General features: G+C 67.7%; 12 protein-coding genes and 1 riboswitch. Of the genes, 5 read left to right on the forward strand and 7 right to left on the reverse strand.

The window, feature by feature from the left end; genetic code table 11:
- Positions 1–111: 111 nt before the first annotated feature.
- Positions 112–915 (forward strand): cobalt-precorrin-6A reductase, encoded by an 804-nt coding sequence (locus tag ABXS05_RS20875; RefSeq protein WP_367625257.1) that lies wholly within the window; start codon positions 112–114, stop codon positions 913–915.
- A 116-nt stretch (positions 916–1,031) separates the two neighbouring features.
- Here ABXS05_RS20875 and cobJ read toward each other — a convergent pair whose 3' ends face one another.
- The 7 genes from cobJ to ABXS05_RS20910 form a co-directional block, all read right to left on the reverse strand.
- A complete protein-coding gene (cobJ, locus tag ABXS05_RS20880) occupies positions 1,032–1,781 on the reverse strand; it encodes a precorrin-3B C(17)-methyltransferase (RefSeq protein WP_367625258.1) in 750 nt (249 codons plus the stop codon).
- Positions 1,778–2,506: a precorrin-2 C(20)-methyltransferase gene (locus ABXS05_RS20885; RefSeq protein WP_367625259.1), complete on the reverse strand. Its 729-nt coding sequence runs from the start codon at positions 2,504–2,506 to the stop codon at positions 1,778–1,780. The genes cobJ and ABXS05_RS20885 overlap by 4 nt, the downstream gene beginning before the upstream one ends.
- Positions 2,503–3,132 (reverse strand): precorrin-8X methylmutase, encoded by a 630-nt coding sequence (locus ABXS05_RS20890; protein ID WP_367625260.1) that lies wholly within the window; start codon positions 3,130–3,132, stop codon positions 2,503–2,505. Before ABXS05_RS20890 ends, ABXS05_RS20885 begins: the two co-directional genes overlap by 4 nt.
- Positions 3,133–3,286: 154 nt before the next feature.
- Complete coding sequence (gene cobG, locus ABXS05_RS20895) at positions 3,287–4,630, reverse strand: precorrin-3B synthase (protein ID WP_367625261.1); 1,344 nt, start codon at positions 4,628–4,630, stop codon at positions 3,287–3,289.
- Positions 4,627–8,121 (reverse strand): cobaltochelatase subunit CobN, encoded by a 3,495-nt coding sequence (cobN, locus tag ABXS05_RS20900; RefSeq protein ID WP_367625262.1) that lies wholly within the window; start codon positions 8,119–8,121, stop codon positions 4,627–4,629. The genes cobG and cobN overlap by 4 nt, the downstream gene beginning before the upstream one ends.
- Positions 8,121–9,155 (reverse strand): cobalamin biosynthesis protein CobW, encoded by a 1,035-nt coding sequence (cobW, locus tag ABXS05_RS20905; RefSeq protein ID WP_149253768.1) that lies wholly within the window; start codon positions 9,153–9,155, stop codon positions 8,121–8,123. Before cobW ends, cobN begins: the two co-directional genes overlap by 1 nt.
- Complete coding sequence (locus tag ABXS05_RS20910; RefSeq protein ID WP_367625263.1) at positions 9,152–9,535, reverse strand: DUF1636 family protein; 384 nt, start codon at positions 9,533–9,535, stop codon at positions 9,152–9,154. Before ABXS05_RS20910 ends, cobW begins: the two co-directional genes overlap by 4 nt.
- A gap of 108 nt (positions 9,536–9,643) precedes the next feature.
- Positions 9,644–9,860, reverse strand: a riboswitch (cobalamin riboswitch).
- Positions 9,861–9,955: 95 nt separating this feature from the next.
- Between ABXS05_RS20910 and ABXS05_RS20915 the strand changes: the two genes are divergently transcribed.
- From ABXS05_RS20915 to cobU, 4 genes are all read left to right on the forward strand, one after another.
- On the forward strand, positions 9,956–10,321 hold the full coding sequence (locus ABXS05_RS20915) for a putative sulfate exporter family transporter (RefSeq protein WP_367625264.1): 366 nt from the start codon (positions 9,956–9,958) through the stop codon (positions 10,319–10,321).
- A gap of 191 nt (positions 10,322–10,512) precedes the next feature.
- Positions 10,513–10,968, forward strand: a complete 456-nt coding sequence (locus tag ABXS05_RS20920; protein WP_149253765.1) for a (2Fe-2S)-binding protein — start codon at positions 10,513–10,515, stop codon at positions 10,966–10,968.
- Positions 10,969–10,972: 4 nt separating this feature from the next.
- Positions 10,973–13,162, forward strand: a complete 2,190-nt coding sequence (locus ABXS05_RS20925) for a xanthine dehydrogenase family protein molybdopterin-binding subunit (RefSeq protein WP_367625265.1) — start codon at positions 10,973–10,975, stop codon at positions 13,160–13,162.
- A 76-nt stretch (positions 13,163–13,238) separates the two neighbouring features.
- On the forward strand, positions 13,239–13,745 hold the full coding sequence (cobU, locus tag ABXS05_RS20930) for a bifunctional adenosylcobinamide kinase/adenosylcobinamide-phosphate guanylyltransferase (protein WP_367625266.1): 507 nt from the start codon (positions 13,239–13,241) through the stop codon (positions 13,743–13,745).
- Positions 13,746–13,751: the final 6 nt, after the last annotated feature.

Raw genomic sequence — 13,751 nt, forward strand, 5'->3', positions numbered from 1 at the left:
ATAGCCGGGCTTGACCCGGCTATCCAGAAGCCACACGCAATCGGGCAATAGGCTGGATTGCCGGTCAAGCCCGGCAATGACAAAGATCGAACCAACTTGAATGACGCTTGAGTGACCCGTTCCCGTCCCCATGTCCTGCTGCTCGGCGGCACCAGCGAGGCTTCGGCCCTGGCGAGGCTCCTGGCCGCGCGCTCCGACATTCCGGCCATGGTGTCCCTTGCCGGGCGGACGATCAATCCCGCCCCGCCCCCGATCGCCCATCGGATCGGCGGCTTCGGCGGCGTCGAAGGACTTTGCGCCTTCCTCGAGGAAAATGCGGTCACCGCGCTCATCGATGCCACGCATCCCTTCGCCGAGCGGATGTCGGCCAATGCGGTCGAGGCCGCCCGGCGCATGGGCGTGCCGCTGCTGGCCCTGCGGCGTCCGGCCTGGCTGGCGGTGGACGGTGATCGCTGGCGCGAAGTACCTGACGCCGAGGCCGCGGTTGAGGCGCTCGGCACCGCGCCACGTCGCGTCTTCCTGACCACCGGCCGGCTCGAACTGCCGGCCTTCCTCGCCGCACCCCAGCATTTCTATCTGGTCCGTTCGGTCGATCCGCCCGAAGAGCTGCCGCCGCGCGCCAGGCTGATCCTTGCCCGCGGTCCCTTCGCGGAGGCCGATGATTACAGCCTGATGCAGGAAGAGGCCGTCGACATCCTGGTCACCAAGAATTCCGGCGGCAGCGCCACCTATGGCAAGATCGCCGCCGCGCGCCGCCTCGGCCTGCCGGTCATCCTGCTGCGCCGGCCTGGGACGGCCGAAGTGGAGACGGTGGCAACGGCGCAGGAGGCTTTGGCCTGGATCGAGCACCGGGGGGCTGGTCTTCAGACCAGCCCGGAGACGTCGCGCCCGCCGGAAAGACAAAGCCGGGTCTGAAGACCCGCCCCCCGGAACTGCTTGCCCCTGGGATAGCAGGCTTCCAGCTTGCATTCTTGGAAACGTCGAACACGCCGGAGAGGCAGAGCAGGCTGGAAGCCTGCGGTCCCAGGAGGTCACGCGTCCCATCTCCGGGGCGAATAGATCCAGGGCTCGGCCTCCCCGCGCTCGATCAACCTCGTCTGCGAGGAGCCGATCAGCACGAGCGTGCGCATGTCGACCTCTTCAGGCTTCACCGCGGACAGGCTGGTCAGGATGATCTCCTCGTCCGGCCGGCCCACGGCCTTGGCGAGCACGACGATACGCTCGCCCGCCTGGCGACGCAGCACTTCGAAGGCCCTGCCGATCTGGTCGGGCCGGGCCTTCGAGGCCGGGTTGTAGAAGGCGAGCACGAAATCGCCCTCCACCGCCGCAACCAGCCGCTTCTCGATCACGGACCAGGGCTTGAGATTGTCGGACAGCGAGACCACGCAGAAATCATGCCCGAGCGGCGCGCCGAGCCGCGCGGCAGCGGCGAGCACGGCGGTGACCCCGGGAACGACCACGATATCGAGGTCACGCCAGGCGGGATCCCCCGCCTCGACCGCCTCGAAGACCGCCGCGGCCATGGCAAAGACACCGGGATCCCCGCCCGAGACCACGGCGACGCGCGCGCCGGCCATCGCGAGCTCGAGCGCGTGACGGGCGCGATCGACCTCGACGCGGTTGTCGCTGGCATGGCGTTTTGCCGGGCTCGGCGGCACCCGGTCGACATAGGGGCCGTAGCCGATGATATCGGTCGCCTCGGCCAGCAGCGCGCTGGCCTCCGGCGTGATCCATTTCGCCGGCCCCGGCCCGAGGCCGATGATCATGACGCGGCCGGTCACAGCAGCCGCCCCTGGCCGGGCACCAGCAGCATGGCGAAATAAGGCGCGCCGGTGAAATCGGCCGGCGGCAGCTTCATGATCTTTTCGCCGGCCATAGTGCCGCGCTCGACATAAACAGTGCGGGCGGCAAGGTCCAATTCCTCCAGCACGGCGCGGACTTTCGGAAAATGCCGGCCGAGTTTCATGATCACCGCCGCGTCTGCCAGTTCGAGATGACGCTTGAGCGCCGCCGCGTCCAGCGTTGCCGGCAGCACGGTAAGGATGTCGTCACCATAGGTGATCGGCGTGCGGGCCCGCGTCCAGCAGCCCGCCATGCCCGAGACGCCGGCAACCACCTCGGTCTCGTAGGAGGAGGCCAGGCGATGGAAGATCGGCATGAAGGAGCCGTAGAAGAAGGGATCGCCTTCCGACACCACCACGACATCGCGGCCGGCATCGAGATGAGCGGCGAGCCGGCGAGCCGATTCGTCATAGAAGCCACCGAGCGCCGAATGGTAGACCGGATCGCCAGCCGGCACTTCGGTCGTCATCGGATAGGCCAGCTTCTCCTCGATGACATCATCGGCCAGGAAGCCCTCGATGATGGTGCGACCATGGCCGCGCTGTCCCTGCTTGCAGAAATAGGCGACGACCGGTGCCGCGCGGATCAGCCGGGCCGCCTTCAGGGTCATCAGCTCGGGATCGCCCGGGCCGACGCCAACGCCATAGAGACGACCGGCACTCATTCGATTTCGCTCGCCAGGGCGTTGATGGCCGCCGCAGTCATGGCACTGCCGCCCTTGCGGCCGCGCACGATCAGCCAGGGCACCTTGCCCCAGGCCTTGAGGTCGTCCTTGGATTCGGCAGCGCCGACGAAACCGACGGGAATGCCGAGAATGGCGGCGGGCCTGGGCGCTCCCCGGTCGATCATGTCCATCAGATGAAAGAGCGCGGTCGGCGCATTGCCAATGGCAACCACGGCGCCGCCAAGGCGGTCGCGCCAGAGCTCCATGGCGGCAGCGGTGCGGGTATTGCCGATCTGCCGGGAAAGCTCGGGCGTGCGCGGATCGTCGAGCGTGCAGATCACGTCATTGTCGGCCGGCAGGCGGGCGCGGGTCACCCCATTGGCCACCATCTTCGAATCGCACAGCAAAGGTGCGCCGGCCCTGAGCGCAGCGCGCGCGCTCGCTACCAGATCGCCGGACATCTCGACATCGGCAGCGACCTCGACCATGCCGCAGGCATGGATGATGCGGACGACGACGGGGGCCTCGAGGGCCGAAAAGCGCGACAGGTCACTTTCGGCACGGATCATCGCGAAGGAGCGGCGATAGATCTCGGCACCGTCACGGATATAGTCGCGTTCAGACATGGTCACTCACTTGGTCGTCCCGGACGCGGCGCAGCACGCAGTGATGCGATGCAGATCCGGGATCGCTGGCAGAACAAGGCATACTTTCACGGCGGTTCCGCATCTGCGCCGCATCATTTCATGATGCAGCACGTGCGGAATGACAACGCCCTGTTCATCGCTGCTCACTGCTCTTGAAACTCTTCTCAGCCAGGCGCTTGGCCAAAAACGCCGTCAATTCGCCCAAGGACATCGGTTCCGTCTCGCTCGGCGCCTTGCTGTCGGCGTCGAAGGCGATACCATAGCGCCCTCCCTGCCCCACCAGCGTGATGGAAGCCGGCGTGCGCCGCGCGCAACCCTTGGCGCAGCCCGAGACATGTACGCTCGCCCCCCTTTCGACGAAACCGGCCAGCACCGGCGCCAGCCTGCCGGCATCGGCCTGCGCCGGCGCTTCGCCGGATAGACAAGAAGGGCTGCCGGGGCAAGCGGCAATGGCAAGCCGCGGGTCGCCGGGATCGACGACGAGGCCGAGGGACGACACTTCCGGAGTGACGTCGACGGCAAGCGGCGCCAGCAGGATGGAGCGCCAGGGCGTCAAGCGCAACGTCGCGCCATGCCGGGCGGCGACGCCGGCGAGGCCCTCGAGCTGGTGGGCATCGAGCCGTCCGAAGGGAGCAGCCGCGGTGAAGAAGCCGGCGGCGTGGGGGCCGGCAAGGCGACTCTGGTCTTTACCCTCTCCTGGAGGGGGAGGGTCGGCCGAAGGCCGGGGTGGGGTGGGAACCTCTACGCCCTCCGCCTCCCACCCCACCCCGACGCTACGCGTCGACCCCAGGCACTTCCTCTTGGAAGTGCCGATACCTCCAGGGGAGGGTAATGGGATCCGCCCCACCACATCGCGCATGCGGCGTTCGTCGGGTTGGCGCAGAGCGAGGAAGCGTTCGGCGACGCTGAGTGCGGCTTCCAGAGCTTCCTCTACCCTCACCCGTCCCAATGCTTCACCACCGGCTTCCAGCCGGAAATGCGCGTCATCCTCGGCCCTCAACGCGATGTCGGCCTCGACACCGTCAAGCGACAGCACGCCGCCACCGTCGAGCAGGAAACCGAACTTGGCCGGCAGGGAATGGAAACGATCGTTTCCTATCAAGCGCAGCTCCAGCGCCCGGATCAAAGGCTGCACATCGACGGGCGCGCTCGGATCGAGCCCGGCGAGCGGGCTCGCAATCACGTTGCGGACCTGTTCGGCGGCGGCACTGGCATCGAGCAGGCCGAGTTCCGCGAGCCGGTCGAGCAGGGGTTGGAGGGTCTCGTCGCGGACCCCGCGCATCTGCAGATTGGCACGGGAGGTCAAATCGATCAGGCTATTGCCGAAGCGCCGGGCCGCCTCGGCCAGGGCGGCAGCACGCTCCGGAGCAAGTTCCCCGCCCGTCAGGCGCACGCGCACGATCAATCCGTCCCCCGAGCGCATCGGCCTGAGCGCCCCGGGACACCAGCCCTTGACCTGATTGGACGGTTCGCTCACGCCGCTCTCCCAGCCTCGTCCAGCAGGCGGCTGGCCGAATTACGGCGCGGCTGCCACAGCCCCCGGCGGATCGCCTCGGCCAGCCGCGCCCGGATCGCCCGGCCCGCGGCGGGATTGGCTGAAGCGAGGAAGGCCGCGACCTCCTCGTCCTCGACATAGGCTTCGTGCATGCGGTCGAAAGCGGCATTGGTGACGATGCCGGCCGTCGCCGAGAAGGCGAACAGCGAATCCATGGCATTGGCCATTTCGGCGGCGCCGGCATAGCCATGCGCCATCATGCCGTCGATCCAGCGCCGGCTGGCGGCGCGGCCATGCACGAGGCGGCCGACCTCCTCGCCGAGGCTGCGCAGGCGGGGCTTGTCAGGATTGGAAAGGTCGGCGTGATAAAGGGCGGCCTTGGCCCCCAGCGCCTCCAGCGCCGCCGCAAAGCCACCCTGATGGGCGGCGAAGGTGACGTCATCAAGGATGTCGATCTCGCGATGGTCCTGGCCATGCACATGGGCATCGGCGGCAGCGACCCGCTCGGCAAAGACGGAAGGCACGGCGTCACCTTCGATACCGGCGCCATAGGCATGGCTGCTGGCGGCGAGATAGTCGCGGCCGAGATCGGCCCTGTTATCCCAGGCTCCGCGTGCGATGCGATCGGTGATCCCCGCGCCATAGGCCGAGGGCGCAGCGCCGAAAATGCGCAGCGGCCGTTCGCCGCTTGCCTTCGCCGCGGCGGCCAGCGGGTTCCATTCGGCGCTTTCGTCGAGGGCGGCGACGGCCCTGACGACTTCGTCGAACAGTGTGATCTGCTGGGCGAATACGTCACGGAACAAGCCGGATATGCGCAGCGTCACGTCGACGCGCGGCCGGTCGAGCCGGGCCTGCGGCAGGATCTCGAAGCCAGAGACGCGATTGGAGCCGTTGTCCCATACCGGCTTGACGCCCAGCAGGGCCAGGGCCTGGGCAAGATCGTCGCCGCCGGTGCGCATGGTCGCCGAGCCCCACAGGTCGAACACGATGTTCCGGGGATAGTCGCCGTGATCCTGCAGATAACGCTGGATCAAGGCATCTGCCGCACGCGATCCAATCGCGTAGGCGGCACGGGTCGGAACCGCCCTTGGATCGAGCGTGGTGAGGTTGCGCCCGGTCGGCAGCACGTCGGCACGCCCGCGCGTCGGCGCCCCGGCGGGGCCGGGCCGCACGAAGCGTCCGTCGAGGCCGGCAAGAAGGCTGGCCATTTCGCTGTCGCCGCAACTGTCGAGACGCGCGGCCAAAGCCGGGCGCTCCTCCGCGCCGCTGGTGGCGGCGAGGACATCGAGGAGGTGGTCGCTCTCCTCCGGCCGACGTCCGAACACATGCAGGCCATCGCGGATCTGCAATTCCTTGACGTCGCACAGGAAGGCATCGAGGCGCGCCAGCGTCTCGTCCTCATCGAGGCCGGGTGCGATGCCACATTCGGCGGTGAGGCCGGTCTCCATGGCCCGCTCGATGATCTCACGCCTGAGATAGGTCATGCGGCGCTGATCGAGGCCGTCGGCGCTGGCATATTCGTCGATCAGGCGCTCGACCTCAATGGCGCCGCCGGAAAGGCCCGCCTCTCGCAGGGGTGGGGTGAGATGGCCGATGGTGACAGCCCCGAGCCGGCGCTTGGCCTGCGCCGCCTCGCCGGGATTGTTGACGATGAAGGGATAGAGCACCGGCACGGCTCCGGCGGCCAGCTCCGGAAAACACTGGGCGGAGAGCGCGGCCGCCTTACCGGGCAGCCATTCGAGCGTGCCATGGGTGCCGAGATGGATCATCGCATCGATGCCGAAAGCCTGGCGCAGCCACAGATAGAAGGCGAGATAGGCATGGCGCGGCGGCAGATCGGGCGAGTGGTGGTCGCCCTTGCGGTCAAGGGCCGAGCCGCGGTCCGGCTGCACCGCCACCGCGACATGGCCGCAGAGATGGCCGGCAAAGCGGAAGGCGCCGTCGAGGCAAAGGGGGTCGGCCGAGGGATCGCCCCATTGGGCCGCGAGCCTGTCGCGGAGGGCGGCAGGTAGGGTGTCGAGCCAGGCGGAATAGGCTGAGAGCGGGAGGGAAAGCGCCTTACCCTCCCCTGGAGGGGGAGGGTCGGACCGCAGGTTCGGGGTGGGGTGGGAATCACAACGGTCGAGGCAGTCACCCCACCCCGACGCTATGCGTCGACCCTCCCCCTCCAGGGGAGGGTATGACCGGCCCAACAACTCCAGCAGATCGGCACCGCTTTCCGGCAGGTCCCCCACCGCATAGCCCTCGTCGCGGAGCCGCTCCAGGATCGCCAGGGCCGAGGCGGGCGCATCGAGGCCGACGGCGTGGGCGAGACGGCCATCCGCGCCCGGATAGTTGGAGAGGATCAGACCAAGCCTGCGCTCCGTCCGCGCCTTGGCGCCGAGCCGAGCCCAGGCAGCGGCCTTGGCGGCCACTGCGGCGATGCGCTCGTCATGGGGGGCATGGGCGAGGCGGGTGAAGGCGCCCTCCTCGCGTTCGGCCTTGAAGGAGATCACGCCGGCCGAAAGGCGGCCGTCGAGCTCTGGCAGTGCGACATGCATGGCAAGGTCGCTGGCCGACATCCCGCGGGTCGAGGCCTCCCAGGCCTCCTGCGCCGAGGAAGAGGTGATCACCTGTAGGACCGGACAACCGGCTACGTCGAGCGGCGAGGCGCCATCGTCGTCCAGGGCCGAAAAGGCGGTGGCGTTGAGGATCACCGCCGGCTTGAGTTCCCTAAGCTGCCGGCGCACCCATTCCGCCGTTTCGCCATCCTTGAGCGAACCGACATAGAGGGCGGTAGCGGCCAAGCCTTCGGCATCAAGCGCCCGCACCAGGGCTTCGATGGGGGCAGTGTCAGCGGAGAGCAGGATGGAGCGGTAGAAGAGGATGACGACTTGGAGCGCGGACATCCTGTCCGCATCTTTCTCACCAATGCACCCCGTCAAAGGCGGACAAGATGTCCGCGCTCCGAGGAACACCCCGTATTTCGGCACGGCCACCGGCGCTTCCGGCTCGCCGAAATCGAGACCGCCCAGCCTGGCGGCATAGAGCAGCGAGGCCTGGGCATTCCGGGGGCCACCTTCGCGCCAGTACTGCGCGAGCCGGTCCAAGGCTTCCTGCGGCACGGTGGAGAGCTGAGACAGGCGCCCGTCGGGCCTGTCGTCACCGGGAATGAGGGCGAGCGCGATGCCATGGGTTCGCGCCGCCGCCGCCAGTTCCTCCACGCCATAGCGCCAATAGTCGAGGCCGCCGAGCAGGCGCACCACGATCGCCTTGGCATGGCGGGCCGTCTGATCGATGTAGAGGTCGACGGACATCGGATGGCGCAGCTTCTGCAGCGGCGCCAGGCGCAAATCGTCGAGGCCGGAAGCGGCTGCCAGGGCGAGGTCGCTGTCGGTCAGCGAGGCAAACACGATAGCGCCGGGTGCCTGACCCAGATCGATGGCGGCCTCGCTGGCATCGAGCGAACGCGTATCGGCCGGCAGCAGATGCATCATCCCTCCAGCGTCTTGCGGATGCCGGCCTGGTCGATGCCCTTCTCGCCGATGATGACGAGGCGGCTCGAACGGGTTTCCTCCGGCGCCCAGGCGCGGTCGAAATGCTGAGAGAAGCGGGCGCCGACGCCTTGGACCAGCATGCGCATCGGCTTGCCGTCGACGGCAACGAAACCCTTGATGCGCAGGATATCATGTTCCTCGGCCGCCGCCTTCAGCTTGCCCACCAGGGCATCGGCATCGAGGATGGCCGGCAGGTCGACGATGAAGGTGTCGAAATCGTCGTGGTCGTGCTCGGCTTCGTGATCGTGGTGGGAGGGACGCGCCTCCAGATCGTTCTCGGCCGCTGCCCCGAGCCCGAGCAGCACGGCGGCATCAATGCGGCCCTCGGAGGTGCGCACCACCTTGACGGCGCGCGGCACGGTCTTCTCGATGTCCTTCTCCACGCTGTCGGCCTCGCCGGCTGAGAGGAGATCAGCCTTGTTGAGCACGACGAGGTCGGCACAGAGGAGCTGGTCCTCATAGACCTCCTCGAGCGGATTGTCGTGGTCGAGGGAGGCATCGCCCTCGGCCTGGCGCTTCAATTCCTCCGGATCATCGGCGAAGCGGCCGGCTGCAACCGCGGCACCGTCGACCACGGCGATGACGCCGTCGACGGTGACGCGCGAGCGGATCGCCGGCCAGTTGAAGGCCTTGACCAGCGGCTTGGGCAGAGCGAGGCCGGAGGTCTCGATCACGATGTGCTCGGGTGCGTTCGGACGCGCCAGCAGCGTCTCCAAAGCCGGCACGAAATCGTCGGCCACCGTGCAGCAGATGCAGCCATTGGCGAGTTCGACTATGGCGTCTTCCGGGCAGCTCTCGATGCCGCAGGACTTCAGGATGTCGCCATCGACGCCGACATCGCCGAATTCATTGACGATCAGCGCCAGCCTGCGGCCATTGGCGGTGGCGAGCAGGTTGCGGATCAGCGTCGTCTTGCCGGCCCCGAGAAAGCCGGTGACGATGGTGCAGGGAACCTTGGTATGCGCGTTCATTCGGCGGCGTCCTTGAGAGTTGATAGGGGTGGGATGCGCGCGATCATGCTGCGCTTGAAGACTTCGGGACGGCCGCGCCAGGGCATCAGGCCGTCGCTGGAATGGGCCAGCAGCCCGATGCCGGTGAGAATGTCGGGGCCGCTCTCGGCGGTGAGGTCGCCGAAGACATAGGTCCAGGTACCGGGCGCCGACAGCGCCACCGTGCAGGAGCGCTTGCAGTTGCCCAGGCACTCGACAGGTTGCAGCTCGACGTCATCCGGCAGCATGCCGGCGAGCGCATCGCGCAACCGGGCGCCCTGGCGCGGCGCCTCGGGGTCATCGCCCTCGCGCCTGCAGGTCACGCAGACGAGCAGCCGGACTGGAAGAGGTGTTTCTGGCATCGGCCCTGTTCATCGCCGCCGAAGCGGATGGAGGGCGCGGGACCGACGGCAGGGCCGGCGATCGTCCGGGTAGACGGAACCGGCCTCCGAGGCGCCCCGCCCGGACCGGTGACAGCAGTGCGACCGGCAGGTCTCCTGGCTCGCAGCTCATCGCCTCCCGCCGCCTTCCCGGTCACCCAGTGGCCTCAAGGCGGGACGCTCGCCGCTTACAGTTGCGGGGGCAGCCGCGGCTTTGGCATCCAAGGCAGCCGTCGACCGGCCTCCTCTTATCCGCACCGCATTCCCTCTTCTCTCTTAACGAGAGACCGATCGTGGCTGACATAAGGGGTGCGCGGACAGGCTTGTCAATGTTCCCGCTTCCAAAGGAGGCGCAAAATCCGGCATAAAGGGCAGCAACGTCGCCGCACCAACGAGATTGCCATGCCCGAAGAGAAGCCGCCGGCACCGCCGCCCGAGCCGCAAAAGATCGACGTCATCTTCCGCGGCGGTTCGGTGACGGCTATCGGCGTCGTGCTCGCCTTCTCGCTCGGCTTCCTCAACAACTGGGCCTCGCAGCCGGGAACCTGGATCCCGGAAGACCTGGCAGCCGTCTTTCTCATCGGGGGCGGCATCGTCTTCCAGGTCTGGGCGCTGGCGGGCATGCTCTCGCCCACTTCACTGGAGGGAGCAGTCTATCGCCGCATCGTGCGCACCTTCATGATCGGCCTTATCCTCGTCTCGGTCGGCGTCCTTGTCGCCATCGCCGGCGACGCGCTCGGCTACAGCCGGATCTGGTTCAAGCAATAGTCAGGCCTTCCGAACGGGCGGCGACGTTTCTCGATCGTTTCCAGACTGCACAAACTCTCACGTCTGCGTTACCCGTCACCCCGGCGCCATGATTGCCGCCACAATTTGGCCTTCCCGCAATCGCCCACCAGAAGGCCGACGCCGATGGGCCCGGTTCTTCTGCCCGGCATCAGCCGCTGGAAGGCCTGCCCATGGTTGCCATCACCGTCAATTCGACCACCCACCAGCTCGACATCGAGCCCGAGACCCCTTTGCTCTGGGTCCTGCGCGATGAACTCGGCCTCACCGGCACCAAGTTCGGCTGCGGCATCGCCCAATGCGGCGCCTGCACCGTCCATGTGAACGGCGCCGCCATCCGTTCCTGCCAGACCCAGATCGGTGACGTCGACGGCGCCACCATCACCACGATCGAGGGCCTGTCGGCGGACGGCAAGCATCCGGTGCAGCAGGCCTGGCTGGCCGAGGACGTGCCGCAATGCGGCTATTGCCAGTCGGGCCAGATCATGGCCGCCGTCGCCTTCCTGAAGGACACGCCAGCGCCCACCGACGCGGATATCGACAACGGCATCACCAATATCTGTCGCTGCGGCACCTATCCGCGCATCCGCGCCGCCATCCACCGCGCCGCCGAACTGATGAAGGGGTGAGGCCATGAACGCGATCGACCGCACCTCCGCCGCGCTGAGCCGGCGCAGCTTTCTCGCCATCGGCCTCTCGGCCGCCGGCGGCCTGATGATCGGCGGGTTCATCCCCGATGCCGCCCACGCTCTGACCATTGCCGACGAGCCGTGGACCGGCACGGCCACTGACAGCGAGATCAACGCCTGGATCCTGATCGAACCCGACGACACCGTGATCATCCGCGTGGCGCAATCGGAAATGGGCGAAGGCATCTTCACGGCCCTGCCGATGATCGTCGCCGAGGAGCTCGGCTGCGATTGGGCCAGGGTGAGGCCCGAATACGCCTCGGCCAGCCGGAACCTGCGCGAGAACACCGTCTACAAGCGCATGGGCACCGGCGGTTCCGGCGCCGTGCGCCGCTCGCGCGAATTCCTGCAGGCGGCCGGCGCCAATGCCCGCGAGAGGCTGGTGCAGGCAGCTGCCGCGCGCTGGCAGGTGCCGGCCGAAAGCTGCAGCGTCGATGCCGGCAAGGTGCTACACCGGGCCAGCAATCGCAGCCTGCGCTTCGGCGAGCTTGCCGGCGAAGCCGCCAAGGTCACGCTCGCCAAGGAGCCGGCAATCAAGACGCCGGAACAGTTCACGCTGATCGGCAAGCCGCTGGCACGCCTGGATACGCCCCCCAAGCTGACGGGAACGGCAAAATTCGGCATCGACATCCGCCTGCCCGACATGGTCTATGCCGCCGTGGTGACCTGTCCCGTCTTCGGCGGCCGCGTGAAATCCCATGACGAAAGCGCCGTCAAGGGCCGCCGCGGCATCCTGGCCGTGGTGCCGATCGAAGGCGGCCTCGCCGTGGTGGCCGACCGGTTCTGGCGCGCCAAGGAAGCGGCGCTCGCCTTGCCGGTGATCTGGGAGGAGGGTCCGGCTGCCGAAACGGACAGCAAGCGCTTCGACGCCGACTATGTCGCCGCGCTCGACGGCCCTGCCGTCACGGCGCACAAGGAAGGCGACGTCGACACCGCCCTCGCCCGCGGCAAACGGGTCGACGCTCTCTACCAGGCCCCGCATCTCGCCCACGCGCCGATGGAACCGCTCAACTGCACCGCCCATGTCCATGACGGCAAGGTCGAGGTCTGGATGGGCACGCAGAACCCCGACATGGCGCTCCAGCTTGCCGCCAAGGCAGCCGGCGTGGCCCCCTCCCAGGTCGAGATCCACAATTGCTTCCTCGGCGGCGGCTTCGGCCGGCGCGCCGTCAACGACGAGCTCGTGCAGGCCGTGACCGTGTCGAAAGCGGTGGGCAAGCCGGTCAAGCTGGTGTGGACGCGCGAGGAGGACATGCGCCACGACCGCTATCGCCCCCAGGCGGCCATCCGCTTCCAGGCCGCCCTTGGCGAGGACGGCCTGCCGGCGGCCATCCATGTCCGCACGGCCGTCGGCTCCATCCAGCGCTCGCTCGGCTGGGGCAAGGTGGAGAACGGCGTCGAGCCCTCCGCCGTCGAGGGCCTCGCCAACATGCCCTACCGCTCCGGCGCGGCCCAGATCGACTGCATCCTCAAGAACACCCATGTGCCGGTGATGTTCTGGCGTTCGGTCGGCTCGTCACAGAATGCCTTCGCCCTGGAGAGCTTCATCGACGAAATGGCGGTGGCAGCCGGCCAGGATCCCTACCGCTTCAGGCGCCAGCTGCTCGAAGGCAAGCCTGACTTTCTCGCCGTGCTCGATACGCTGGCTGAGAAGAGCGACTGGGGCAAGCCGCTGCCCAAGGGCCAGGGACGCGGCATCGCCATCCACGAATCCTTCGGCACCATCGTCGGCGAGGTGGTGGAACTCGCCGTCAGTCCCCAGGGTGAAGTGAAGGTCCAGCGCGTGGTGGCGGCCGTCGATTGCGGCCATGTCGTCAATCCGCTCACCGTGGAGATGCAGATCGAGAGCGCGGTCGTCTATGGCCTGTCGGCCGCCCTGTTTGGGGAGATCACCATCGAGAAGGGCGCGGTGGTGCAGGGCAATTTCGACGACTACCAGGTCGCCCGCCTCGCCGATACGCCTCCGATCGAGACCCATCTGGTGCTCAGCGGCGGCAAGAAATGGGGCGGCATCGGCGAGCCCGGTACGCCGCCGATCGCACCGGCGGTGTGCAATGCGATCTTCGCCGCCACCGGCAAGCGCATCCGCAGCCTGCCGGTCAAGAACACCGACCTGAAATGGGGACCGGTGTGAGTCTTCACCCTCCCCTCCAGGGAAGGGTGAAATCGCTCCCCTTGCCTTCCTGCCCAAGACCCGGCAGGAAGGTGGCATGTCTCCTTCTCGACTCACCCTCGTGCTCGGCGGTGCGCGTTCCGGCAAGAGCCGGCATGCGGAGAGCCTGATTTCGACCCATCCCGCGCCCTGGACCTATATCGCCACCGCGCAAGCCTTCGACGACGAGATGCGCGAGCGCATCGGCGAGCACCAGGCCCGGCGCGACGCCAATTGGCATACGGTCGATGCGCCGCTCGCCCTGCCGGAAGCGCTTGCCGCTACACGGGGTCCGGTGCTGGTCGACTGCCTGACGCTCTGGCTCAGCAATCTCATGCTGGGCGGACATGACCTCAAATCCGCCTTTCTCCGGCTGCAGGAAGCCCTGGCGGCGGTCTCCGGCCCGGTGGTGATGGTTAGCAACGAGGTCGGCCTGTCCATCGTGCCGGACAACGCTCTCGGCCGGGCCTTTCGCGACGAGCAGGGCCGGCTCAATCAACGGATCGCCGCCCTCGCCGACCGGGTGATCTTCATGATGGCAGGCCTGCCTCTGGTGGTGAAGTGAGTGGAT

The organism is Labrys neptuniae (genome assembly GCF_040797145.1).
Classification (GTDB): Bacteria; Pseudomonadota; Alphaproteobacteria; order Rhizobiales; family Labraceae; genus Labrys; species Labrys neptuniae.